Raw genomic sequence first — 24,411 nt, 5'->3', positions numbered from 1 at the left:
TATAGTGAAAAATATAGTAATAATAGGATTTATGGCTGCTGGAAAAACTACAATAGGTAGAGAATTATCTAAAAAGTTAGATTTTAGTTTTATAGATACTGATATAGAAATAGAAAAAAATGAAAAAATGAAAATAAGCGATATATTTGAGGAAAAGGGAGAAGATCACTTTCGAAACTTAGAAACAAATATATTAAAGGATTCCATAAACAAAAAAAATATAATATTATCTACAGGTGGTGGGATAATAGTAAAAAAAGAAAATGTAACTATGTTAAAAAATATAGGTACAGTAGTATGGCTAAATGGAGATAAAAAAACTATAATAAAACACCTAAAATCTAGTAATATAGATAGACCATTACTTAGAGATCCAAGTACTATAGAAGAAAAAATAGATGAACTTTTAAGTAAAAGATATGACATATATAAGCAAAGTTGTGATTTAGAAATAAACATAAATGATAAAAATATACAAGAAGTAACAAGTGAAATACTATTCAATTTAAGTTAATTATGGTATTATATTAATAAAATGGTAAAAAATGAAATTAATGTAAAATATATGAAACCATTTAAGGGGGTCAAACTCATGAACAAAAGAATAGATAAACTTATTCAAGAAATGGAAACGATGAACTTAGATGCTGTATTAATAGAAAATCCTCAAAATAGAAGGTACATATCTGGATTTACAGGAACAGCTGGTATAGTTTTAATAACAAAAGAAAAGAATATATTCTTTACTGATTTTAGATATATCCAACAAGTAAAAGAACAATGTAAGGGATTTGAAATATTAGAAATATCTAGAACAAATCCTGTAACTAATTATTTGAAAAATATGAATATAAGAAACATGGGATTTGAAGATGATCATATGAGTTTTGCATCTTATTCAGCTTACAACTTAGCTTTAGAAAATATAAAATTCATACCTTTAAAAGGTCTTATAACTAATATAAGAGCAGTTAAAGATTCTGAGGAAATAGAAAAAATAGCACAAGCTTCTCAAATAGCAGATGAGGCTTTTGAACATATATTAGGATTTATAAAGCCTGGTATTAAAGAAAAAGATGTAGCATTAGAGATTGAGTTTTTTATGAGAAAAAAGGGTGCGACTGGAGCTTCATTTGATTTTATAGTTGCATCAGGACATAGATCTTCTATGCCTCATGGGGTTGCTTCTGATAAAGTTATAGAAGAAGGTGACTTTATAACTCTAGATTATGGTTGTATATACAATGGATATTGTTCAGATATGACAAGAACAATAGTTGTTGGAAAAGCGTCTGAAGAACAAAAGAAAATATATAACATAGTATTAGAAGCACAAAAGAAAGTCATAGAAGTGGCTAAAGCCGGTATGACAGGTAGCGAACTTGACAAAGTAGCTAGAGATATTATAACTGAAGCTGGTTATGGAGATAAGTTTGGACATGGATTGGGTCACGGTATAGGACTTGAAGTACATGAAATGCCTAATGTAAACTCACTAGGAACTAATAAACTTCAACCAGGAATGGTAACAAGTGACGAGCCAGGTATATATATAGAAGGTTTTGGAGGAGTAAGAATAGAAGATTTAATAGTTATAACAGAAGATGGATGTAGAGTTTTAAATAAATCTCCAAAAGAACTAATAGAATTAGAAGTTAAATAGTTAAAACATAAAAATTAAATAAGAATAGAATAATGGAGGGAACAAGATGGTATCAGCAAGTGATTTTAGAAAAGGTGTTACTTTTGAAAAGGATGGATATCCATGTTTAATAGTTGATTTTCAACATGTTAAACCTGGTAAAGGTGCCGCTTTCGTAAGAACTAAATATAGAAACTTAAAAACAGGAGCTATAAGAGAAGAAGCATTTAACCCAAGTGATAGATTTCCAAAAGCTAATATAGAAACTAAACAAATGCAGTTTTTATATAACGATGGGGACTTATATTACTTCATGGACAATGAAACTTATGACCAAGTACCTTTAAATTATGAACAAGTTGAAGATGCTATAAAATTCTTAAAAGAAAATGACTCTGCTACTATTAGATTTTATCAAGGTCAAGCTTTCCAAGTTGAAGCTCCAAACTTTGTAGAACTAGAAGTAACAGAAACTGAACCAGGAATAAAAGGAGATACTGCTAGTAATGTTACTAAATCTGCTACAGTTGAAACAGGAGCTATAATCCATGTTCCTTTATTTATAAACGTTGGAGACAAAGTTAAAATAGACACAAGAACTGGAGATTACTTGTCAAGAGTTTAATATTTAATGTATAGAAAAGCTTATATGTCTCAATAATAGATATATAAGCTTTTTATTATAATCTACATAAAGAAGGTCTTTATATAATAAAGATTTTTTAAAAAAACCAAGGGAGGTAGTATTATGCAACATTTATATGAAAAAGTAGCTTACCTAAGAGGATTAGCTGAGGGGTTAGATATAAGCAATGAAAGCAAAGAAGGTAAAATGATCAATAGAATAGTAGAAGTTTTAGATGATTTTGCTGATGCTATAGTTGAATTAGATGAAGAACAAGCTGAATTAATGGAGTATGCTGAATCAATAGATGAAGACTTAGCAGATGTTGAAGAAGATTTATATGAAGATGAAGACGAAGATTATGACGATGAGGAATTTGAATATTTAGAAATGGAATGTCCTAATTGTGGAGAAACTGTAGAAATAGATGAAGATTTATTATACGATGACGATGTAGATGTAGTTTGTCCAAGCTGCAAAGGAATAATATTAACTTCAGATGAAATTGATGAAGCAGATTTAGATGTATAATAAAACCGTAATTATTAGTAAGAGTTTATCAATAAAATAATATTAAAAATGGCTGCTATATGCAGCCATTTTTAAATTGAAAAATTTCATAAAACTTTGCAATAATACTTGAAAAATAGTAAACTATAACATAGGAATTGTTTCTTCGGAGGTAAATGATATGAGAAATTATGAAGATATAATAAGAAATGTATCGGAGTTTGAAAACATAATAAAATATGAGTTTTATAATAAAGAATATATAATAGAAGCATTAACACATAGTTCATATTCTAATGAACATAAAAATTTTTCTTTTAATGAAAGATTAGAATTTTTAGGAGATTCTGTACTTGGGATAATAATAAGTGATTATTTATTTAACAATGAAAAAGATCTTCCTGAAGGTGAGTTGACTAAGTTACGAGCTAATATAGTATGTGAAGAATCGCTTAATGAGGCTGCGAAAAATATAAATTTAGGAATTCACATGTTATTTGGAAAAGGGGAAGAAGCAACTGGCGGAAGAGAACGTGTATCGATACTTGCAGATGCATTTGAAGCTATTATAGCAGCCATATATTTAGATGGAGGTATTGAAAGAGCTAAAGAATTTGTTCTTAATTTCATGAAAAGTATAATAGATGACTCTATAAGAGGAAAAATATTTAGAGATTATAAGACTCACTTACAAGAAGTATTACAAAGTAGAGGACAAGTTAATATATCTTATGAAATTGTAGATGAAAAAGGACCAGATCACAATAAAACATTTGTTATGCAGGTAATATCAAATGAAAATATATTAGGTGTTGGTGAAGGTAAAAGTAAAAAAGAGGCAGAACAAGCTGCAGCAAAGCAAGCTATAAGAAGGATGATATAATATGAAAAGAAGGATAATACCTATATTTGTGCCACATAAAGGATGTCCACATGACTGTATATTTTGTAATCAGAAAAAGATAACAGGTGTATCTACGGATGTAACTGGCACTGATGTAGAAAATACTATTAGGGAATATCTAAAAACCATAAATGAAGATACTCATATAGAAGTAGCTTTCTTCGGTGGCAGTTTTACAGCTATAGATATAAATATTCAAAAAGAATTGTTAAGTGTTGCAAAAGGTTATTTAGAAAATGGAGTCATAAAAGATATAAGATTATCTACTAGACCAGACTGTATAAATGATGAAATATTAACTATGCTAAAGGAATACAGAGTTACAATAATAGAACTAGGTGTTCAGTCTTTAGATGAGATAGTTTTAATAGATAGTGTAAGAGGACATAGTGATACTGACGTTGAATTTAGTGCTAATCTAATTCAAAAATATGGATTTAAATTAGGTCTTCAGATGATGATAGGATTGCCTTCAGATACTGAGGAGAAAAGTATTGATACTGCTAAAAAATTTATAAGCTTAGGTCCTGATTTTGTTAGAATATATCCAACGTTGGTAGTTAGGGATACTGGGCTTGAAATACTTCTTAAAAACAATAAATATAAACCTTTAAATATAGAACAAACTATAAATTTAGTAAAAAAGTTACTAGTTTTATTTTATATAAATAAGATAAATGTTATAAGAGTAGGGCTTCAGCCTACAGAAGATATAAGGCTTGGAAAAGAAGTAATAGAAGGACCTTATCATCCAGCCCTTAGAGAACTTATTGAAAGTAGAATGTATAGAGATTATTTAGAATATATAATAAGTCAATATAATGTATCTAAAAATATAGTAGTTAAGGTTAATAAAAAAAATATATCCAAAATTCTTGGAAATAAAAAATCAAATAACGTCTATTTTAAGGGTGAATACGATATTATGTTAAGAACTTTAGAAAGTAATTTCCCTTTAGATAAATTAGAAATTATATTAGACGACAGTAAGAGTATTTTATTAACTGTAGATTGCATATATAAAGAATTATTTAATATGTATAATCTATAGTTTTGACATGAAGGGAGTGCGTATGTTTGTATTTAAAAAAACTAGAACTCAAAGGATTTAAATCTTTTCCAAATAAAACTGATATATTGTTTGAAAATGGTATAACATCTATAGTTGGACCTAATGGAAGTGGAAAAAGTAATATATCAGATGCAGTAAGATGGGTACTAGGAGAACAAAGTATAAAAAGCTTAAGGGGAGATAAGCTAGAAGACGTTATATTTGCAGGATCTGAAAATAAAAAACACATGAACTACTGTGAAGTAGAGCTTACAATAGATAACAAGGATAATATACTAAATATAGATTTTAGCGAAGTAACAATAAAAAGGAAAGCTTATAAAAGTGGAGAAAGTGAGTTTTTTTTAAACAATAAACAATGCAGGCTAAAAGACATAAGAGAGTTACTACTAGATACTGGTATAGGAAAAGATGGATACTCTATAATAGAGCAAGGTAAGGTAGATGAGATACTAAGCAATAATCCATATAATAGAAGAAAGATATTTGATGAAGCTTGTGGAATATCAAAATATAGATATAAAAAACAAGAAGCAGAAAAGAATTTAAAAAATACCAAAGAGAATCTAGATAGGATAAATGATATATATTTAGAAATAGAAAATCAACTAAAACCTGTAGAATATCAAAGGAATAAGGCCTTAAAATATATAGATTTAAAAGAAGATTTAAAGCTACAACAAGTAAATAGTTATATAAAAGAAATTGAGGCTATAAACAGACAATCACAAGAAGTAAACAGCCATAATGAGGTATTACAAGAACAATTAAATTCTCTACAACAAGACAAAAACATTAGAGAAAAAGCAATAAATAATATACAAGAAAATATAAATAAAATAGAAGAAAGTATAAATAATTCTAGTGAGTATATAAATGAAATAAAATCTTCTATAGATAAAAAAGATGCAGATATGGTTTTATTAAATGAAAAAGTAAATAATATAGAAAATGATAAATCGAGAAAAGAAAGTGATATAAAAAATATAAATAAAACTATAGAAGAAAATAAACAAAGTTTAGAAAATATTAAAAATACTAAAGTAGAATTAAGTAAAACTATAAATGAACTTACAAATGAAAGGGATATTATAGCCATATCTAATAATAATTATAAGATTAATTTAAATGACATAAATATAAAAATAGAAAACTTAAAAGATGAAGTAATAGAACTGTTAAATAATAAACATCAATTAAGCAATAAGTTATCAGGATTTAATGCAAATTTAGATAATATAAATAATAGAGAAAAGAATATACAGGAAGAATTACAATATATACAAAGCAAAATAGAAAATAAAGAATTAGAATTAAAAAACTATATTAATTTAAAAATAGAAAATAACAGTGAAATTAAAAAATTAAACTATAACCAAAATAATCAAATACAAAATTCTAACAATATAAAAAATAATATAAAAAATATTGAAAATAATATTAATGATACTAAATTAAAAATAAACGAATACAATTCAAAGTTAAATATATATGTTGAAATGGAAAATCAATATGAAGGTTTTAATAAAGGTGTAAAAGAAGTTCTTAAAAACACGAAACTAGAAGGTATACATGGTGCACTTGGTCAGGTAATAAAAGTTTCAAAAGAATATGAAAAAGCTATAGAGGTTGCACTTGGAGGTTCTGTTCAAAATATTATAACTGAAAATGAAAATGTTGCAAAATCTGCAATTGAGTATCTAAAGAAAAACAACTTAGGAAGAGTAACTTTTTTACCTATTAATATAATAAAAGAAAATAAAATAGATCAAAAAAATGTAAAAGATATAAATGGATATATAAGTTTAGCTTGCGAAATTGTACAGGTAGATAATAAGTATAAAAATATAATTGAAAATATTTTAGGAAGAACTATAGTTGTAAAAGACGTAGATGTGGCTATAAAATTAGGTAAAGCTACACATTATAAATATAAAATAGTGACATTAGATGGAGAAATATTCAACACTGGAGGATCTCTTACTGGAGGTAGTATAAAAACTACAAGTAATATACTGTCTAGAAAACGACTAATAGAAGAATATGAAGTTAATATAGAAAGTGAACAGATTAAATTAGTTCATTTAGAAAAACAAAAATTAGAATTAGAAAAAGAACTAGGTAATAACTTGAATGCTATAAATGAAATACAACATAAATTAAATAAATGCGAAAAAAATAATGTAGCATTTGAGGCAAACATATTTAATAACGAAGAAGAAATAAAATTATTAATAGAGAGTAATTCTAAATTTGAAAAAGAAAACAAAGGATTAAGTGAAAACTTAGTCTATACAGTAGAAGGTATTGAAAAGCTACAAATAGAAATATCTAATTTAGAAAAACAATATGAACAAAAACAAAATGAAATTAAAAATTTAACAGCACAAAGCGAAAACTATAAGGTCATATATGAAGAAGATAAGGAAAAGTTAAATTTATTAAATTTAGAATTAGCTAGAAATAACCAAATTTATGAAAATCAAGTAAAAGAAATAAATAGAATACTAAAGGAATTAGAGTTACAAAATTATAATTTGGAAAATTATAAAAATCAAATAAAATATGATTTGAATAACAAAGATGCTTTAGGTGAAGAGTTAATTTTAACAAAAGTAGAAAAAGAAAACCTAATACAACAAATAAAAGATATACAAGAAAAATTTGAAGATATGAAACTTCAAAGAAATAGTTTAAGAAATGATTTAAATTCTATTCAGTTAGAATTAAGGCATATAGATAGGCAATATATAGAATTAAAAGAAAGTATATTCAAAATACAAAATAGGATGGAAAGAATTAAATCAAATAAAGAAAGCTATCATAATAAGTTATGGGATGATTATGAAGTAAGTTTTGATGAAGCTTTAAAAATAAAAGATGATAATGTAATTATAGATAAAAAGAAAATAGAAAATCTAAAAAACAGTATAAAAAAGCTAGGAAATGTAGATATAGATTCAATAGAAAAATATAAAGAAATAAAAGAAAGATATGATTTTTATAATGAACAAAAAATAGATTTAGAACAATCTATAAATATTATAGAAAAATTAATACAAGACCTAGAAGAAAATATGAAGGCAGAATTTGCCGTAAATTTTGATATAATAAACAACAATTTTAAAGTAGTATATTCAAAGCTATTTGGGGGTGGTTACGGAGAATTAAGAATGAGTAATCCACATAATATACTAGAAAGTGATATAGAGATAACAGCACAACCTCCAGGTAAGAAAATGAAAAATATAAACTTACTATCAGGAGGAGAAAAGGCATTAACTGCCATAAGTATACTATTTGCAATTATTATAGCTAAGCCTACTCCATTTTGTATATTAGATGAAATAGAAGCACCTTTAGATGATGCAAACATACATAGATTTGGAGAATTTCTAAGAGAATTATCTAGTGATACGCAATTTATAATAGTAACTCATAGGAGAGGAACAATGGAAGTTTCAGACTATATATATGGAGTTACTATGGAGGAAAAGGCAATATCTAAAGTTGTTAGTTTAAAACTCGAACAAGCAAGAGAATTAACAGAAGATGCTGTATAGGAGGAATTTAATTGTTTAAAAAAATATTTGGATTTGGAAAGAAAAAAGAAGAATTTACAAATAATGAAGAACTAATAGAAGAAGTAGAAAGTAATTTAGAAGCGGTTATAGAGGAAAATGAGGAAGATATAAAAGAAATAGAAAAAGAAGAAATTATAGATAGTGAAGAAATAAAAGAAGAAGTAGAAAGTAATTTAGAAGCAATTATAGAAGAAAATGAGGAAGACATAAAAGAAATAGAAGAAGAAAATACAGATAGTGAAGAGGTAATAGAAGAGATAGAAACTAACTTAGAAGAAAATAATGAAGAAGAGTCTATAAAAACAAGTTGGTTTAATAGGTTAAAAGAAGGATTATCTAAAACTAAGCAGGGAATTACAGGTAGAATAGATGATGTATTAAAGTCTTACACTAAAGTAGATGAAGAATTACTTGAAGAATTAGAAGAAGTTTTAATAACTGCTGATGTAGGTGTTGATACTACTATGAAAATAATAGAGCAGTTAAGAGATGTAATAAAAACTAAAAAAATAAGTGATGTAGCAGATGTAAGAGGTGAATTAAAAGCAATAGTATCTAATATATTAGAAGATGAAGATAGTAAATTAAATATAGAGCCTAAACCTGCCATAATACTTATGGTAGGAGTAAATGGAGTTGGAAAAACAACTACAATAGGAAAACTTGCTAGTAGATTCAAAAAAGAAGGTAAGAGTGTTTTAGTAGCAGCAGGTGATACATTTAGAGCTGCTGCTATAGAACAGCTAGAAGTGTGGGCAGATAGAAGTGGTGTAGATATAATAAAGCATCAAGAGGGAGCTGATCCAGGAGCTGTTATATTTGATGCTGTAAAGGCAGCTAAAGCTAGAAATATAGATATATTATTATGTGATACAGCGGGAAGACTTCATAATAAGACAAATCTAATGAATGAGCTTGGAAAAGTATTTAAAATAGTAGATAGAGAATATCCGCAAGCTACAAAAGAAATATTATTAGTTGTAGATGCTACTACAGGTCAAAATGCTGTACAACAAGCAAAAACATTTAAAGAAGTTGCAAATATTAGTGGGATAGTACTTACTAAACTAGATGGTACAGCTAAAGGTGGAGTAGTACTTGCTGTTAAATCTGAAGTTGATGTTCCTGTAAAATTAATAGGTGTTGGAGAAAAAGTAGAAGATCTACAGGATTTTAATTCTAAAGCTTTTGCAGATGCACTATTTGGAGAATAATTAGCATTTTATAAATATATGTTGACAAGTTATTATATATAATATAAAATACAATAGTGTAAAGGAAATGACCTTTACAGTATAGTTAAATAGGAAGTGTTAAGATGGATTTAAATAAGGTTGTAGAAATTGGAATACTGTTTGAAAATTATAAAGAGCTATTAACACAAAAACAAAGAGAAATAGTTAGCTTATACTATGATGAAGATTATTCTTTAGGTGAAATAAGCGAAAATTTAGGAGTATCTAGACAAGGAATATACGACACTCTTAAACGATCTGAAAAAATACTTAAAGATTATGAAAGTAAATTAGGATTAGTAGCTAAACTAAATGAAAAAGATAAATTCATCGAAGAAATATATGATAAAATTGTTGACATTAAACAATACTTATTGCAAAATAAAGATTGTGCTAATTTGATCCCTAATATAGAAAATATAGAAGAAATATGTAGGGAGATGTTGAAATGATATTTGAAGGATTAGCAGATAAGCTTCAAGGAGCACTTGGAAAGCTTAAATCAAAAGGAAAACTTAGTGAAAAAGATGTAAAAGATGCTATGAGAGAAGTTAAGTTGGCTCTTTTAGAAGCTGATGTTAACTTCAAAGTAGTTAAAGATTTTATAAAAAAAGTGCAAGATAGAGCTGTTGGGCAAGAAGTAATGCAAAGTTTAACTCCTGCACAACATGTTATAAAAATAGTAAATGAAGAACTGACAAGTTTAATGGGAGATGTTCAGAGTAAAATTATGATATCTTCTAAGCCTCCAACGGTTATTATGATGGTAGGACTTCAAGGGGCAGGTAAAACTACTGCATCTGGTAAACTTGGAAGATACTTCAAAAAACAAGGTAAAAAGCCATTACTTGTGGCTTGCGATATATATAGACCTGCAGCTATAAAGCAATTGCAAGTTGTAGGTGAAAAAATAGAAGTTCCTGTATTTAGTATGGGAGATAAAGAAAGTCCAGTAAATATTGCTAAAGCTGCACTATCACATGCACAAAAAAATAACAATGACTTAGTTATAATAGATACAGCTGGTAGACTTCATATAGATGAAGCTTTAATGGGTGAACTTAAAGATGTTAAATCTGAAGTTAAGCCACATGAAATATTATTAGTTGTAGATGCAATGACTGGTCAAGATGCAGTAAATGTAGCACAAAGTTTCAATGATGCACTTGGCATAGATGGTGTTATTTTAACTAAGCTAGATGGAGATACTAGAGGTGGAGCAGCGTTATCTATAAGATCTGTAACCCAAAAGCCTATAAAATTTGCAGGTATGGGAGAAAAGCTAGATGACTTAGAACCTTTCCATCCTGATAGAATGGCATCTAGAATATTAGGCATGGGTGATGTGTTAAGCTTAATAGAAAAGGCTCAAGAGTCAATAGACTTAGATAAAGCAAAAGAGCTTGAACAGAAATTTAAAAAACAAGAGTTTGACTTTGAAGATTTCTTAGATCAAATGGAACAGTTAAAAAAACTTGGACCACTTAACAAAATACTTGAAATGATACCAGGTATGGGTGGTATGAAGGAAACTCAAGATTTAGACTTTAATAACAAAGAAATAGTCAGGGTAAAAGCTATAATTCAATCTATGACTAAGGAAGAAAGAAGAAATCCTGGAGTATTAAATGCATCTAGAAAGAAAAGAATTGCAAGAGGTAGTGCAACTACTGTACAAGATGTAAATAGACTTGTAAAGCAATTTGAAGAAATGAAAAAGATGATGAAAAAGTTCTCAGGAATGGAAAAAAGTATGAAGAAGAGGGGAAGTTCTGGTGGTTTCCCTTTCTTTAAATAATAGATATCAAAAATTCAGGAGGTATATGACAATGGCAGTAAAAATAAGATTAAAAAGAATGGGATCTAATAAAAAACCTTTCTATAGAATAGTAGTTGCAGACTCTCGTTCTCCAAGAGATGGTAAATTCATAGAGGAAATAGGATTCTACAATCCAGTTTCTCAACCAAAGCAAATAAAAATAAACGATGAAAAGGCTGTTAAATGGTTATCAGTAGGAGCTCAACCAACTGACACTGTTAAGTCTTTATTCTCTAAAAATGGTATAATAGAGAAATTCGAAGCTTCTAAGAAAGCTGAGTAGTTCTCGTTAGGAGTTGAATATTATGAAAGAGCTAGTTTTAAATATAGCTAGAGCTTTAGTAGATAACCCGGATGCTGTTTCTGTTGAAGAAATAGAAAACAATAATGAGATAATTCTTAAATTAAGAGTTGATCAAGAAGATATGGGTAAAGTAATAGGAAAACAAGGCAGAATAGCAAAAGCTATAAGAACTGTAGTTAAATCTGCTGCTAACAGAGAACAAAAACGAGTTACTGTTGAAATAGTATAAGGATTAGGTATATACCTAATCCTTTTTGCCGTATAATAATATTATGTATTGTGGACAAAATATTAAATAAAAAAATATAAGTGGGTGATAATATGACAGAAAAAATAGAATACTTTAAAGTAGGGCAAATAGTAAGTACACAAGGATTAAAAGGAGATATGAGGGTATATACATTAACTGATTATCCTGAAAGATTTGAAGAATTGGATTGGGTTTATATGGAAGGTGATTTTCATACTAAGCATGAAATAGAAAAGGTAAGATACAAGGGTCAACTAGCAATAGTAAAGTTAAATGGCATAGACAATGCAGATGACGTAGAAAAGCTAAGATCTAAATACTTATATGTTCCTCGCGAAAATGCTAGAGAATTAGATGAGGATGAATTTTTTATATCAGATATGTTAGGAATGGATGTATATACAGTTGAAAATGAGCATATTGGAGTTCTTAAAGATGTATTACAATATAGTGCAAACGATGTATATGTTGTAAAAAATAAAGAAGGAAAAGAATATTTAATACCTGCTGTTATGGAATTTGTTCCAACTATAGATATAGAAAATAAGAAAATGATTATAAATCCTATAAAGGGCATGTTAGATTAGCATAATGAAAAGGATGGTTTAAATGAGATTTCATATAATGACGTTATTTCCAGATATATTTAAATCCTATATAAATGAAAGTATAATGAAAAGAGCTGTAGAAAAAAAACTAATAGAGGTTAATATATATAATATAAGGGATTTTTCTGAAAATAAGCATAAAAAAGCAGATGACTATCCTTTTGGTGGAGGAGCTGGAATGGTAATGACTCCACAGCCTATATATGATACATATAAGCATATAGTTGATAAGTTTAATATAAAAGATCCTAAGGTTATATATTTAACTCCAAAAGGAAAAGTACACAATCAATCTATAGCAAGTGAAATGAGTGAATATGAAGATATTATACTTCTATGCGGACATTACGAAGGAATAGATCAAAGGATAATAGATTTAATAGTTACAGATGAAATATCTATAGGCGATTATGTTTTAACAGGAGGAGAATTACCTGCACTTATCCTAATAGATTCAATATCAAGACTTATAACAGGAGTTTTGAATAAAGATGAATCTTTTGAAGAAGAGTCATTTAAAGATAATTTATTAGAATATCCTCACTATACTAGACCTAGAGAATTTATGAATATGGAAGTTCCTGAAGTATTACTATCTGGAAACCATAAAAAAATAGATGAATGGAAACGTATTGAATCAATACATATAACTGCAAAAAGAAGGCCTGATTTAATTAAAGGTGCCAATTTAACAGAAAAAGAAAAAAAATATATCAAAAACATTGTAAGTAAGTAATATTTGTAGTATAATTATGCTTGTTGGAAAAACGGACGTTCCTCTTCTTACACTGGTCGAGTAATTAAGAACGTCTATGACATAGGAGGAAAAAAAATGAACGAAATAGTAAGATCATTAGAGCAAGCTCAATTAAAAAGCGATGTTCCTAACTTTGGACCTGGGGACACTGTAAAAGTACACGTAAGAATAGTTGAAGGTAAAAGAGAAAGAATACAAATATTCGAAGGTACTGTATTAAAGAGACAAGGTGGCGGGGCTAGAGAAACTTTCACAGTTAGAAAAATGTCTTTTAACGTGGGTGTTGAAAGAACGTTCCCTGTACACTCTCCAAAATTAGAGAAAATAGAAGTAACTAGAAAAGGTAAGGTAAGAAGAGCTAAACTTAACTACTTAAGAGATAGAGTAGGTAAAGCAGCTAAAATTAAACAAGCTAAATAATTTACTTTGCTATAAAAAGGGGACTGGTAAAATCAGTCCTCTTTTATTTATAAAAGGATATAATGTTGGATAATATATATATAAAACATATGAAAGAAGTGATAAATATGGATGAAAATTACTTAATGGACGATAAGATGATTATAAATTGGTATCCTGGTCATATGAAAAAGACTAAAGAACTAGTAAGGGATAATTTAAAGCTAGTAGATGTAGTTGTTGAACTTTTAGATGCAAGAATACCTTTTAGCAGCAGAAATCCTGATATAGATACGTTGACAGCTGGAAAACCAAGAGTTGTAGTTTTGAATAAATCTGATATGGCAGATAAAGAAAAACTTAAAATGTGGGTAGACTATTATAAAGAATTAAATATAAAAGCTATTCCAGTAGACACCATAAAAGGATTAGGAGTAAATAAAATAATAGATGAATGTAAAAATGTAACAAAGGAAAAGATGCAGTTATTAATGGATAAAGGAAGAAGAGAAAGACCTATAAGGTTAATGATAGTTGGGGTACCTAATGTAGGTAAATCTTCGTTAATTAATAAGTTAACTGGTAGAAAGAGTACACAAACAGGTGATAAACCTGGTGTTACTAAAGGTAAGCAATGGGTCAAGCTTAAAGGAAATTTGGAACTTCTTGACACTCCAGGTATATTATGGCCTAAGTTTGAAGATGAAAATGTAGCTCTAAATTTAGCTTTTAGTAGAGCTATAAAGGATGAAGTATTAGATGTAGAAACGTTAGCGCTTAAACTTATAGAGAAACTTATGGTAATAGAACCTGAAAAGCTAAGAATAAGATATAAGTTAGAAAACTTAGGAGAAACACCTATTGAAACTATGGATATGATAGGTCAAAAAAGAGGTTTTTATCTAGGTGGACGTGAACTAGACTATACAAGAATAGCTACAACTGTTTTAAATGAATTTAGAGAAGGAAAAATAGGAAATATGACATTAGAAATCCCACAAGATATAAAAGAACAATTAAATAACCAAGATAATAAATAAAAGCTGCTGATAATAGCAGTTTTTTTATTTAACATACATTTAACATAAAATTTACATATCTAATATGAAATTTACGTAATTTTATAATTCATGCAGCATAGATTATATAAATATAAAATTTAAGGGGGTTTTTGTTATGCTAGATAGATTTTTTGACCTTTTAGTTGCAAAGTTGGACCTTGTAATGACTTTTGTAGGTGTATCTATATTTTATCAATTTGCAGGAACAGATTTATTTTCTGCATTTTTATACCCAACAGTTTTAATAATGAGTGCATATGCAATATCTAGCGTAGATGAATTAAAGCAGGAATTATCTAAATCTTAAATGTATTAGTATAAAATTAGTATGTAAATGAAAGACTGAATTCTAGTATGAGTTTGGTCTTTTTTCTATATATAAATAATTTTAAGAAAATAGAAACTATTTGGCATTTTTTTATATATATTGACAAATTTCGCAAAAACTTTAAAATAGTAATATAAAGACAAATATTTAGAAAATTGTCATTTTAAAGAAAGAGGTGTACTTATGAATAAAAAAACTATGGATGTTATCACCGTAGGATTTGCATTATTTGCAATGTTCTTTGGAGCAGGTAACTTAATATTCCCTCCATTCCTTGGTCTTACAGCAGGAGATCAATGGGTAACAGGATTTACAGGATTTGTAATTGCAGACGTGGGACTAGCACTAATAACTGTATTTGCAGCGGCTAAAGCCGGAGGATCTATGAGTGCAATATTAGATCTTGGAGGAAAGCGTCTAGGAGCATTCTTTGGAGCAGCTATAATGATATGTATAGGGCCGCTTTTAGCAATACCTAGAACAGGAGCAACAACATTCGAAATGGGTATAGCACCTGTAATGCCAGGATTTAGCCCAATATTATTCTCAGTAATATTCTTTGGATTAACATTAGTATTAACAATAAAGCCATCAAAAGTTATAGATATAATAGGACAATTTTTAACACCAGCACTTTTAATAGCATTAGCAGTTCTTATAATAAAAGGTATAATAACACCAATTGGTGAAATAAGTCCAGAACCAATGATAGATAATATATTCTCAAATGGTATAGCACAAGGATATCAAACAATGGATGCATTAGCAGCAGCAGCTTTTGCAGCAGTTATAATAACATCACTTGTTCAAAAAGGCTATACAGAAGAAAAAGAAAAATTGAAATTAACTTTAGCTTCATCAGCGGTTGCTGCAGTAGGATTAGTACTTGTATACGGTGGTTTAGCATACTTAGGAGCGACAGTATCTACTATGTATGGAACTGATGTATCACAAGCAGCTTTAGTTGTTACAATAACAGAACATATATTAGGTGGACCAGGTAAAATAATACTTGGAATTATAGTTGCACTAGCATGTTTAACAACTGCTATAGGACTAACAGCTGCAGTTTCAGATTACTTTACAACTGTATCTAATGGCAAACTTAAATATGAACATTTAGTTATAGGGATATGTGTATTTAGTGCTGTAGTATCTAACTTTGGAGTTGATGTTATAATACAATTTGCAGCTCCGATATTAACTATAGTTTACCCAGTAACAATGGTTCTTGTAGTAATGAGTATATTCTCAAATGTAATAAGAAACAGTGCTATTGTTAAAGGTGCAACTTATATAACATTGTTTGTATCTATATTAACTACTGCACAAGGATTTGGAGTAAGTGTTCCATTTATAAATAGCTTACCACTAGCTTCACTTGGATTTAACTGGATAGTTCCAGCAATAGTAGGTGGTATTGTAGGATCTTTCTTCGGTAAAAATAAACAATCTATATAATAATAAAGGAGTCCCAATTGGGGCTCTTTTTTTGTTTACATAAAATAAATACTTATCATGTAAAAATATTTATATGTTTTTTAAAATTTTATATTGACTGAATTAACTAAAAGATTTAAAATATCAATAAGAGGCATAATATTTAGAAAATTGTTGAATTTTGAAAGGGGAGTGTATTTATGAACAAAAGAACTATGGATGTTATCACCGTAGGATTTGCATTATTTGCAATGTTCTTCGGAGCAGGAAACTTAATATTCCCACCATACCTTGGACTTACATCGGGGACTCAATGGGGAATAGGATTTATAGGATTTATAATTGCAGACGTTGGACTAGCATTAATAACAGTTTTAGCAGCAGCTAAAGCAGGTGGATCTATGAGTGCCATAATGAATATGGGAGGAAAACGTTTAGGTGCTATTTTCGGAGCAGCTATAATGATATGTATAGGGCCACTATTAGCAATACCTAGAACAGGAGCAACAACATTTGAAATGGGTATATTACCTTCATTGCCAGGATTTAGCCCAATACTATTCTCAGTAATATTCTTTGGATTAACATTAGTATTAACTATAAAACCATCAAAAGTTATTGATATAGTTGGACAAATTTTAACGCCAGCACTTTTAATAGCATTAGCAGTACTTATAATAAAAGGTGTAATGACACCAATAGGCGATATAAGCCCAGAGCCAATGATAGCTAATGTATTCTCAAATGGTATATCACAAGGATATCAAACGCTTGATGCACTAGGAGCAGCAGCTTTTGCAGCTGTTATAATAACATCGCTTGTTAATAAAGGATATACAGAAGAAAAAGAAAAGATAAAATTAACTTTAATGTCATCAGGAGTAGCAGCAATAGGACTAATTCTTGTATACGGAGGATTAACATATTTAGGTGCAACAGTATCTACTATGTATGGTGCTGATGTATCACAAGCAACTTTAGTTGTTGCAATAACAGAACATATATTAGGTGGACCAGGTAAGATAATACTTGGTGTTATAGTAGCATTAGCATGTTTAACAACTTCTATAGGATTAACAGCTGCAGTTTCAGATTACTTTGCAACTGCAACAAATGGAAAACTTAAATATGAACATTTAGTTATAGGAATATGCGTATTTAGTGCTGTAGTAGCTAACTTTGGAGTTAATGCAATAATAAAAGTTTCAGCTCCAATACTTGTAGTACTTTATCCTGTAATGATAGTTCTTGTAATAATGAATATATTCTCAAATGTAATTAATAATGAAGCTGTTTACAAAGGATCAGTATACGTAACTTTAGTTGTAAGTGTATTAACTGTAGCACAAGGATTTGGATTAAACGTTCCATTTATAAATAGTTTACCACTAGCATCACTTGGATTTAACTGGATAGTTCCAGCAATAGTAGGTGGTATATTAGGATCATTCTTCGGTAAGAAAAAACAATCTGCATAATAAACTATATAACAAAAGAGTCTCAATTTGAGGCTCTTTTTTATTTTTAAATTATATATTTAAAAACGAAGATAATTGGGTATACAAATAAGTATAGGCTTTTGTTAAGGAGGATGTGTATGAAATATATTACTAAAAGAGACGGGAGTTTAGAAAAATTTAATCACATAAAAATATATGATGCTGTATATAAATCTACTTTATCTAGCGAAAAAGGACCTAATGAAGAACTTGCTACATATATTTCTGAATACGTAAAAGACATAGTAGTAAATAATAATAGGACATACAGTGTAGAGGAAATACAAGATTTAGTAGAAGTTGCACTTATGGAATCTAATAGAAAAGATGTTGCCAAAGACTATATATTGTATAGAGAAAAAAGATCGGCTGTAAGAAATAAGCCCTGGGATATGAATGATCTTCAGAAATCTATATGGAGTAATAAGTATAGATATAATAACGAAAGTTTTGATGAATGGATAAATCGTGTTTCAGGAGTAAATACCCGTATAGAAAAATTAATAAGACAAAAAAAGTTTTTATTTGCAGGTAGAATAATTGCAAATAGAGGCCTTTATAAAGACGATATAAAGATAACATATTCTAATTGTTACGTATTAAGTCAACCAGAGGACAATATAGAGAGTATATTTGATACTGCTAAAAAATTGGCTAGGACATATAGTTATGGTGGTGGAGTTGGATTTGATATATCAAAGCTAAGACCTAAAGGTGCTAAGGTAAACAATGCAGCCAGAACTACTACTGGGTCAGTATCCTTTATGGATTTATATAGCATGGTTACAGGACTTATAGGGCAAAAAGGGCGTAGAGGTGCTCTAATGTTGAGTATGGATGTAAGTCATCCGGATATAGGGGAATTTATAGATATAAAAACAGATTTAAATAAAGTAACAAAGGCAAATATATCTGTAAAAGTAACTGATGAATTTATGAAATGTGTTAAGAATAAAGAAGAATACAATTGTACATTTATAGTACAATCGACAGGAGAAAAAATAATTAAAAAAATTGATGCGTATAACTTATTTATTAAGCTTACTAAAAATAATTGGAATTTTGCAGAACCTGGTATATTATTTTGGGACAAAATAGAGAATTGGCATTTAATGAGTGAAGATAAGGAGTTTTATTATGCAGGCGTAAACCCATGTGCTGAAGAGCCTCTGCCATCTGGAGGGAGCTGTTTATTAGGGTCTATAAATTTATCACAATTTATAATACAACCATTTACACAAAATGCAAGTTTCGATTTTAATAAATTTAAATCTTGCGTAAAAGAATGTGTAATAGGATTGAATGAAGTTTTGGATGAAGGATTATCTCTACATCCATTAGAAGAACAAAGGATAAGTGTAGCAAAATATAGACAAATAGGCCTTGGGGTCATGGGAATAGCGGACATGCTTATAAAACTAAACATAAGATATGGATGTGATGAATCTATAAAGCTTTGCGAAGATATAGCAAACACTATGTTAAATTGTGCACTTAAGCAATCTGCATTGCTTGCAAAGGATTTTGGACCTTTTGAAAAATATAATGAAGAAGCTATATTTAACTCTCCATTTTTTATTCAAAATATAGAGCCAAAGGTAAAAGCTTTAGTTAAAAGATATGGAATTAGAAATTCACAACTACTTACAATACCACCAACAGGGTCTATATCTACTATGCTAGGTATAAGTGGAGGAATAGAACCAATTTATAACTTATCTTATGTAAGAAAAACTGAAAGTCTACATGATGAGGATGTTTATTATAAGGTATATACTCCTGTGGTTAAAGAGTATATGGATTTACATGGAATAAGTGATGAAGATAAATTGCCTAATATATTTGTGACATCAATGAACCTAGATTATAAAGATAGAATAAGAATGCAAAAAGCATGGCAAAAATATATAGATGCATCTATATCATCTACAATAAATATTCCTTATGAATTCCCTGTTCAAGGTGTATATGATATCTATATGAATGCATGGGAAAGTGGATTAAAAGGAGTTACTATATATAGAGATGGTTGTCAAAGAAGTGGTGTTCTTATAAATGAAAAATCTAAAAAAGAAGTAACTGTAGAAACATTAGATAAAAATAAAGAAATAACTATAACAGTAGACTATAACGAAAAGATACCATTTAAATGCCCAGAATGTGGATTTGAAGGTATAACTGCTACAGGTGGTTGTACATTATGCCCAGAATGTGGTTATAGTGGATGTAATTAGTATTAAATTACATTAACATACTAGCAAATAATAATTATTTATATGGTGATAATAATTTATGAATAATACAAAAGGAGGAATTATAAATGAAAGATAAGAGCCATATAGATAAAAGTAAATTAGATAAAGTTCCAGCAGGTCATCCATTTGAGTATAGGGACATTGTAAGTGAGGATCTTCCAATGAGTGAACATACTATAGATGGTCGTAGATTCAAAAATGAAGTGCAAAATGGAGAATATAAAAACGTTGAAATTGATGATGAAAATCCAGGTAATAGGATATTGTATAGAAAATTAAAATAAAATTTTTAAAAACCTTGTTAATAAAGTTAGCAGGGTTTTTTTATTGTAACATATATTAATTAATTTTCATATCTTATACTAGCTTATCCAAGAAGGGGGTGACTCTATATGAGATATCACAATCACTATTATGAAGGTATGACAACATTGGATGATGGTCATATTCATTATTATCAAGGAATGACTTCATCAGCACCAAGCGGAATACCCCATGTTCACTATATAGAGGGCGTAACAACTTATAATGATGGACATACTCATTGTTATAAAGTAACAACTGGACCAGATATTCCTACTCCTGATGGAGGTCATACTCATTATATCTACGGTCCAACAGAAGTTAAAGAAAAGCATATACATTATATTATAAACTATACGAGTATTAACTAAAATATAAAAATATAGAGGATAATATAAAACTCTAGCAAAATATTGCTAGAGTTTTTTGTTTTAAATAAAAAATAAATGTCGTAAAAAATTTTCAAATAAATGTATAACATTATGCCATAAAATCATATAATAACTTAAACCAAAAAGCAATAAAATAAAAAAATTTAAAAGGAGTGGTTACTATGGCACCATTTGTAAACAGTATAGCAAAATCAGAAACTAGAGGTTCAAAATGTTCTGTATGTGGTAATGAAGTTAAGGAAAATGAATTTTCAGTAACTTATGACAAGGAAAATTCAAGTTTAGTATGTATATGTAAAGAATGTGAAGAGGTATAAAAATGGAAATCGACATTAGCGACATTAAAAGATTAGATAATACTTAAAAGAGCCCTCTGAATATATAAGAGAAGGCTCTTTTTAAATTTTCAACTTATAAATTTGAGCAAGGTCCCTGTTTTTCAAGGTCGTTGGCGACATGAGTGAAGCGAATTTTATATTAATCCATTAATAAGGTCTTCTATTTTGGCACCAGCCATATAGTCACTAACATCTACCTTTGACAATACCTCATTTATTTCTTTTTCATTATGTCTTATTCCTATTAGTAAATTTTCAATGTCAGAAAGATCAGATTTTCCAAAAAAATCTCCACATATTTTTAAATCAGTTATTACTCCCTTTTCAACATTTAAATAAAATTCTACATTTCCGCCTACATACTTTAACTCGTTAACCAAAGTATATTTAGGTGAGCTTCCAAAATTCCATTCCCAAGTGTTGTACTTCTCGTCATATAATTTTTTTATATTGTTCAAATCTTCTTCTGAGAATTTATAAATCTTATAATCAGTGTTTGTTTGAGAAATGTGTTTCATAATCATATCTTTAAATTCTAATATAGTTAAAGGATTTTTTAGATGTTCGCTAATATTTGTCACCCTACTTGCTACTGATTTTACACCTTTACCTTCAAATTTAGAAGGTTTTACTTTTAGAGCAGAAGAAATATCTGTTATTACTGAAGTAAATAATAAAGTACCATGATGCATAACTTTATTTTTATAATTGCATTGAGCATTTCCAGAGAACTTTCTTCCATCTATTGTTAAATCATTTCGTCCAGAAAACTCTGCGTCTACAGATAATTCTTTTAGTATATCTATTATAGGTTGAGTAAACTTTCTGAAATTATTAAAACTTTTAGCATCATCTGTTGATATGAAGGTAAAGTTTAAATTTCCTAAGTCGTGAAATACAGCCCCTCCACCTGTTAGCCTTCGAACTACTGGTATAGACTTTTCCTTAACATAATCATAATTTATTTCTGATAATGTGTTTTGATTTTTACCTACTATAATTGAAGGTTCATTTCTCCAAAGCATAAAAACATCTTCACTAAAGTTTTTTAGTATGTATTCCTCAGCTGCTAAATTAAAATTAGGGTTTGTGAGATTATTATCAATGAATAGCATGTTTATCCCCCTTGATTATTTATTTTATTAATTCTAAGAAAATACTATCAGATATATTATTAGAATTCAACAGTATATTGTGAACACTTATAAGATTTCAGCATATATAATAATTAGGATTACACTTGTTAAGATATTAATTAGAGTATAATAGTATGAAAATTATAGTATAATTGAATTGTAAAAGGAAAATTTTAGGAACTTAATATTATCAGGTGACATTAACGGGAGATATCCATTTGGATAGCCGAAGAAGCAATAAATTAATGCCGATTAATTTAGAATCTTTCAGGCAAAAGGACCGTTAATTGATGATACTCTGGAAAGTCCCATTAGGGCGCCGAAGAAGAAAAGTAGACTTTTTAAGTTTTACTAAAGCTTTCAGGTAAATATACAGAGATATGAAGGCATATATTATTTATGCTTTCATATCTCTTTTTATTTTATAAAGGGGGTGTATATATGGATAATGGAAAAAAAACTAAACTATATGATGCTCATAAGAGACATGGGGGAAAGGTTATAGAATTTGCTGGATGGCTAATGCCAGTACAGTATGAGGGTATTATTGAAGAGCATGAAGCTGTAAGAAACAATGCTGGATTATTTGATGTATCACATATGGGAGAGGTAGAGGTAAAGGGCAAAGATGCATTTAGATATGTTCAAAACTTAGTTACAAATGATGTAAGCATACTTTTGGATAATCAGGTTATATATACATTTATGTGTTATGAAGACGGGGGAATAGTCGACGACCTTTTAGTTTATAAATTCGACGAAGAACATTACTATTTAGTTATTAACGCTGGCAATATAGAAAAAGATTTTGATTGGATGATAGAAAATAAAGGATGTTATGAAGTTGAGATTTTAAATATATCTAGTGAAGTTTCTGAAGTTGCAATACAGGGGCCAAAAGCTCAGGAAATACTTCAAAATTTAACAGATTTGAATTTAGATGAAATAGAATTTTTTTACTGTAAAAGAGGTGTATTAATAAACGGGATTAAATGTCTTGTTTCAAGAACAGGTTATACAGGAGAAGATGGTTTTGAAATTTATACTGAAAATCAGCACATTGAAAAAATCTGGGATAGTATATTACAAGCAGGGAAATCTTGTGGTATTAAGCCAGCTGGATTAGGCTGTAGGGATACATTGAGATTTGAAGCAGCTCTACCTTTATACGGAAATGAAATTTCTAAGGATATAACACCGTTAGAAGCAGGATTGGGGTATTTTGTAAAACTAGATAAAGATAGTTTTGTAGGTAGAGAAGCTCTTCTAAAACAAAAGGCAGAGGGTTTAAAAAGAAAGCTTGTTGGTTTTGAATTAAAGGGAAGAGGCATTCCAAGACATGGTTATGCAGTCGAAGTTAATGGTGATAATATTGGATTTGTAACAACTGGTTATTTTTCACCAACTCTTAAAAAGAATATAGGCTTAGCTATTATAGATTCTAAATATACTGGTTTTGGAACAGAAATAAATATTTTAATTAGAAATAAACCTGTAAAAGCAGAAGTTATTAATAAAAAGTTTTATAACAAAAACTATAAAAAATAAACTATGGGGGTATTTATTATGAAAGTTTTAAAGGGGTTACTTTATAGTAAGGATCATGAATGGGTAAAGGTAGATGGGGATAAAGCTTATATTGGAATTACTGATTTTGCTCAACATGCCTTAGGAAGTATTGTTTATGTTGAATTACCTGAAGTAGACACAGAGTTAAGTGCTGAAGACATATTTGGTGCTGTAGAGTCAGTTAAGGCAGCGTCTGATTTATTTATTCCACTTGATGGCAAGGTAGTTGAAGTAAACGAAGTCATAGTTGACAATCCAGAGTTATTAAATGAAGATGCTTTTGAAAATTGGATGATTGTTCTTGAAATATATGATAAATCTCAGCTGGAGGATTTATTGTCAGCTGAACAATATGAAGAGTTCTGCGTTAAGGAGGCATAA

Annotated in this window: 26 protein-coding genes and 2 riboswitches; of the genes, 25 read left to right on the top strand and 1 reads right to left on the bottom strand. The window is 28.9% G+C overall.

What is annotated here, in order from left to right; genetic code table 11:
* Positions 1 to 4 precede the first annotated feature (4 nt).
* The 23 genes from ACUSRV_RS01520 (at position 5) to ACUSRV_RS01410 (ending at position 21,304) form a co-directional block, all read left to right on the top strand.
* On the top strand, positions 5 to 514 hold the full coding sequence (locus ACUSRV_RS01520) for a shikimate kinase (protein ID WP_490140144.1): 510 nt from the start codon (positions 5 to 7) through the stop codon (positions 512 to 514).
* A 78-nt stretch (positions 515 to 592) separates the two neighbouring features.
* Positions 593 to 1,663: a M24 family metallopeptidase gene (locus tag ACUSRV_RS01515; protein ID WP_490140143.1), complete on the top strand. Its 1,071-nt coding sequence runs from the start codon at positions 593 to 595 to the stop codon at positions 1,661 to 1,663.
* Between the two features lie 46 nt (positions 1,664 to 1,709).
* The gene (efp, locus tag ACUSRV_RS01510; RefSeq protein WP_490140142.1) at positions 1,710 to 2,267 is read left to right on the top strand and encodes an elongation factor P; all 558 of its coding nucleotides are present in this window, start codon (positions 1,710 to 1,712) and stop codon (positions 2,265 to 2,267) included.
* A gap of 123 nt (positions 2,268 to 2,390) precedes the next feature.
* Entirely contained in the window at positions 2,391 to 2,798 is a 408-nt protein-coding gene (locus tag ACUSRV_RS01505) for a CD1247 N-terminal domain-containing protein (protein ID WP_490140141.1), read from the top strand.
* A gap of 160 nt (positions 2,799 to 2,958) precedes the next feature.
* Complete coding sequence (gene rnc, locus ACUSRV_RS01500; protein WP_490140140.1) at positions 2,959 to 3,660, top strand: ribonuclease III; 702 nt, start codon at positions 2,959 to 2,961, stop codon at positions 3,658 to 3,660.
* Position 3,661: 1 nt separating this feature from the next.
* On the top strand, positions 3,662 to 4,732 hold the full coding sequence (locus ACUSRV_RS01495; RefSeq protein WP_490140139.1) for an elongator complex protein 3: 1,071 nt from the start codon (positions 3,662 to 3,664) through the stop codon (positions 4,730 to 4,732).
* A gap of 26 nt (positions 4,733 to 4,758) precedes the next feature.
* The gene (gene smc, locus ACUSRV_RS01490; RefSeq protein ID WP_490140138.1) at positions 4,759 to 8,316 is read left to right on the top strand and encodes a chromosome segregation protein SMC; all 3,558 of its coding nucleotides are present in this window, start codon (positions 4,759 to 4,761) and stop codon (positions 8,314 to 8,316) included.
* Positions 8,317 to 8,327: 11 nt separating this feature from the next.
* Complete coding sequence (ftsY, locus tag ACUSRV_RS01485; RefSeq protein ID WP_490140137.1) at positions 8,328 to 9,551, top strand: signal recognition particle-docking protein FtsY; 1,224 nt, start codon at positions 8,328 to 8,330, stop codon at positions 9,549 to 9,551.
* A gap of 104 nt (positions 9,552 to 9,655) precedes the next feature.
* Positions 9,656 to 10,024 carry a YlxM family DNA-binding protein gene (gene ylxM, locus ACUSRV_RS01480; RefSeq protein WP_490140136.1) on the top strand — a complete coding sequence of 123 codons (369 nt, stop codon included), beginning with the start codon at positions 9,656 to 9,658 and terminating at the stop codon, positions 10,022 to 10,024.
* The gene (gene ffh, locus ACUSRV_RS01475) at positions 10,021 to 11,370 is read left to right on the top strand and encodes a signal recognition particle protein (protein WP_490140135.1); all 1,350 of its coding nucleotides are present in this window, start codon (positions 10,021 to 10,023) and stop codon (positions 11,368 to 11,370) included. Before ylxM ends, ffh begins: the two co-directional genes overlap by 4 nt.
* Before the next feature lie 31 nt (positions 11,371 to 11,401).
* Positions 11,402 to 11,674, top strand: a complete 273-nt coding sequence (rpsP, locus tag ACUSRV_RS01470; protein ID WP_490140134.1) for a 30S ribosomal protein S16 — start codon at positions 11,402 to 11,404, stop codon at positions 11,672 to 11,674.
* A gap of 22 nt (positions 11,675 to 11,696) precedes the next feature.
* Entirely contained in the window at positions 11,697 to 11,924 is a 228-nt protein-coding gene (locus ACUSRV_RS01465) for a KH domain-containing protein (RefSeq protein ID WP_490140133.1), read from the top strand.
* Between the two features lie 92 nt (positions 11,925 to 12,016).
* A complete protein-coding gene (gene rimM, locus ACUSRV_RS01460; protein ID WP_490140132.1) occupies positions 12,017 to 12,532 on the top strand; it encodes a ribosome maturation factor RimM in 516 nt (171 codons plus the stop codon).
* 22 nt (positions 12,533 to 12,554) lie between these two features.
* Positions 12,555 to 13,289 carry a tRNA (guanosine(37)-N1)-methyltransferase TrmD gene (gene trmD / locus ACUSRV_RS01455; protein WP_490140131.1) on the top strand — a complete coding sequence of 245 codons (735 nt, stop codon included), beginning with the start codon at positions 12,555 to 12,557 and terminating at the stop codon, positions 13,287 to 13,289.
* Positions 13,290 to 13,385: 96 nt separating this feature from the next.
* Complete coding sequence (gene rplS / locus ACUSRV_RS01450; RefSeq protein ID WP_490140130.1) at positions 13,386 to 13,730, top strand: 50S ribosomal protein L19; 345 nt, start codon at positions 13,386 to 13,388, stop codon at positions 13,728 to 13,730.
* 107 nt (positions 13,731 to 13,837) lie between these two features.
* Complete coding sequence (ylqF, locus tag ACUSRV_RS01445) at positions 13,838 to 14,749, top strand: ribosome biogenesis GTPase YlqF (protein WP_490140129.1); 912 nt, start codon at positions 13,838 to 13,840, stop codon at positions 14,747 to 14,749.
* 136 nt (positions 14,750 to 14,885) lie between these two features.
* Positions 14,886 to 15,077 (top strand): hypothetical protein, encoded by a 192-nt coding sequence (locus ACUSRV_RS01440; protein WP_490140128.1) that lies wholly within the window; start codon positions 14,886 to 14,888, stop codon positions 15,075 to 15,077.
* 204 nt (positions 15,078 to 15,281) lie between these two features.
* Entirely contained in the window at positions 15,282 to 16,559 is a 1,278-nt protein-coding gene (brnQ, locus tag ACUSRV_RS01435; protein WP_490140127.1) for a branched-chain amino acid transport system II carrier protein, read from the top strand.
* A gap of 179 nt (positions 16,560 to 16,738) precedes the next feature.
* Positions 16,739 to 18,016: a branched-chain amino acid transport system II carrier protein gene (brnQ, locus tag ACUSRV_RS01430; protein WP_490140126.1), complete on the top strand. Its 1,278-nt coding sequence runs from the start codon at positions 16,739 to 16,741 to the stop codon at positions 18,014 to 18,016.
* A 119-nt stretch (positions 18,017 to 18,135) separates the two neighbouring features.
* Positions 18,136 to 20,271, top strand: coding sequence for an adenosylcobalamin-dependent ribonucleoside-diphosphate reductase (locus ACUSRV_RS01425; protein ID WP_490140125.1), 2,136 nt, complete (start codon positions 18,136 to 18,138; stop codon positions 20,269 to 20,271).
* Positions 20,272 to 20,357: 86 nt separating this feature from the next.
* A complete protein-coding gene (locus ACUSRV_RS01420) occupies positions 20,358 to 20,576 on the top strand; it encodes a hypothetical protein (protein WP_490140124.1) in 219 nt (72 codons plus the stop codon).
* Positions 20,577 to 20,684: 108 nt separating this feature from the next.
* On the top strand, positions 20,685 to 20,966 hold the full coding sequence (locus ACUSRV_RS01415; protein ID WP_490140123.1) for a YmaF family protein: 282 nt from the start codon (positions 20,685 to 20,687) through the stop codon (positions 20,964 to 20,966).
* Between the two features lie 182 nt (positions 20,967 to 21,148).
* The gene (locus ACUSRV_RS01410) at positions 21,149 to 21,304 is read left to right on the top strand and encodes a hypothetical protein (RefSeq protein ID WP_490140122.1); all 156 of its coding nucleotides are present in this window, start codon (positions 21,149 to 21,151) and stop codon (positions 21,302 to 21,304) included.
* A gap of 155 nt (positions 21,305 to 21,459) precedes the next feature.
* Here ACUSRV_RS01410 and lplA read toward each other — a convergent pair whose 3' ends face one another.
* Positions 21,460 to 22,440, bottom strand: coding sequence for a lipoate--protein ligase (lplA, locus tag ACUSRV_RS01405; protein ID WP_490140121.1), 981 nt, complete (start codon positions 22,438 to 22,440; stop codon positions 21,460 to 21,462).
* Positions 22,441 to 22,655: 215 nt separating this feature from the next.
* Positions 22,656 to 22,754: riboswitch (glycine riboswitch) on the top strand.
* 3 nt (positions 22,755 to 22,757) lie between these two features.
* A riboswitch (glycine riboswitch) is annotated at positions 22,758 to 22,839 on the top strand.
* A gap of 63 nt (positions 22,840 to 22,902) precedes the next feature.
* On the opposite strand from lplA, the gene gcvT reads away from it, so the two are divergent.
* Positions 22,903 to 24,009: a glycine cleavage system aminomethyltransferase GcvT gene (gcvT, locus tag ACUSRV_RS01400; RefSeq protein ID WP_490140120.1), complete on the top strand. Its 1,107-nt coding sequence runs from the start codon at positions 22,903 to 22,905 to the stop codon at positions 24,007 to 24,009.
* Positions 24,010 to 24,027: 18 nt separating this feature from the next.
* Positions 24,028 to 24,411, top strand: a complete 384-nt coding sequence (gcvH, locus tag ACUSRV_RS01395; protein ID WP_490140119.1) for a glycine cleavage system protein GcvH — start codon at positions 24,028 to 24,030, stop codon at positions 24,409 to 24,411.

Source organism: Sporacetigenium sp. TC11 (genome assembly GCF_058146105.1).
Note: the sequence above shows the minus strand (reverse complement) of the source record. Positions and strands in the feature narration are given on the sequence as shown.

What these genes read in the sequence shown, in the direction of transcription:
- trmD (WP_490140131.1), top strand. Translation starts at nt 12,555, where the DNA reads ATGAGATTTCATATAATGACGTTATTTCCAGATATATTTAAATCCTAT.
- ACUSRV_RS01515 (WP_490140143.1), top strand. Translation starts at nt 593, where the DNA reads ATGAACAAAAGAATAGATAAACTTATTCAAGAAATGGAAACGATGAAC.
- ACUSRV_RS01410 (WP_490140122.1), top strand. Translation starts at nt 21,149, where the DNA reads ATGGCACCATTTGTAAACAGTATAGCAAAATCAGAAACTAGAGGTTCA.
- ACUSRV_RS01465 (WP_490140133.1), top strand. Translation starts at nt 11,697, where the DNA reads ATGAAAGAGCTAGTTTTAAATATAGCTAGAGCTTTAGTAGATAACCCG.
- ACUSRV_RS01425 (WP_490140125.1), top strand. Translation starts at nt 18,136, where the DNA reads ATGAAATATATTACTAAAAGAGACGGGAGTTTAGAAAAATTTAATCAC.
- ACUSRV_RS01505 (WP_490140141.1), top strand. Translation starts at nt 2,391, where the DNA reads ATGCAACATTTATATGAAAAAGTAGCTTACCTAAGAGGATTAGCTGAG.
- rpsP (WP_490140134.1), top strand. Translation starts at nt 11,402, where the DNA reads ATGGCAGTAAAAATAAGATTAAAAAGAATGGGATCTAATAAAAAACCT.
- ACUSRV_RS01415 (WP_490140123.1), top strand. Translation starts at nt 20,685, where the DNA reads ATGAGATATCACAATCACTATTATGAAGGTATGACAACATTGGATGAT.
- ffh (WP_490140135.1), top strand. Translation starts at nt 10,021, where the DNA reads ATGATATTTGAAGGATTAGCAGATAAGCTTCAAGGAGCACTTGGAAAG.
- rnc (WP_490140140.1), top strand. Translation starts at nt 2,959, where the DNA reads ATGAGAAATTATGAAGATATAATAAGAAATGTATCGGAGTTTGAAAAC.
- efp (WP_490140142.1), top strand. Translation starts at nt 1,710, where the DNA reads ATGGTATCAGCAAGTGATTTTAGAAAAGGTGTTACTTTTGAAAAGGAT.
- gcvH (WP_490140119.1), top strand. Translation starts at nt 24,028, where the DNA reads ATGAAAGTTTTAAAGGGGTTACTTTATAGTAAGGATCATGAATGGGTA.
- ylxM (WP_490140136.1), top strand. Translation starts at nt 9,656, where the DNA reads ATGGATTTAAATAAGGTTGTAGAAATTGGAATACTGTTTGAAAATTAT.
- rplS (WP_490140130.1), top strand. Translation starts at nt 13,386, where the DNA reads ATGAACGAAATAGTAAGATCATTAGAGCAAGCTCAATTAAAAAGCGAT.
- ACUSRV_RS01440 (WP_490140128.1), top strand. Translation starts at nt 14,886, where the DNA reads ATGCTAGATAGATTTTTTGACCTTTTAGTTGCAAAGTTGGACCTTGTA.
- ylqF (WP_490140129.1), top strand. Translation starts at nt 13,838, where the DNA reads ATGGATGAAAATTACTTAATGGACGATAAGATGATTATAAATTGGTAT.
- gcvT (WP_490140120.1), top strand. Translation starts at nt 22,903, where the DNA reads ATGGATAATGGAAAAAAAACTAAACTATATGATGCTCATAAGAGACAT.
- ACUSRV_RS01495 (WP_490140139.1), top strand. Translation starts at nt 3,662, where the DNA reads ATGAAAAGAAGGATAATACCTATATTTGTGCCACATAAAGGATGTCCA.
- brnQ (WP_490140126.1), top strand. Translation starts at nt 16,739, where the DNA reads ATGAACAAAAGAACTATGGATGTTATCACCGTAGGATTTGCATTATTT.
- brnQ (WP_490140127.1), top strand. Translation starts at nt 15,282, where the DNA reads ATGAATAAAAAAACTATGGATGTTATCACCGTAGGATTTGCATTATTT.
- rimM (WP_490140132.1), top strand. Translation starts at nt 12,017, where the DNA reads ATGACAGAAAAAATAGAATACTTTAAAGTAGGGCAAATAGTAAGTACA.
- lplA (WP_490140121.1), bottom strand. Translation starts at nt 22,440, where the DNA reads ATGCTATTCATTGATAATAATCTCACAAACCCTAATTTTAATTTAGCA.
- ACUSRV_RS01420 (WP_490140124.1), top strand. Translation starts at nt 20,358, where the DNA reads ATGAAAGATAAGAGCCATATAGATAAAAGTAAATTAGATAAAGTTCCA.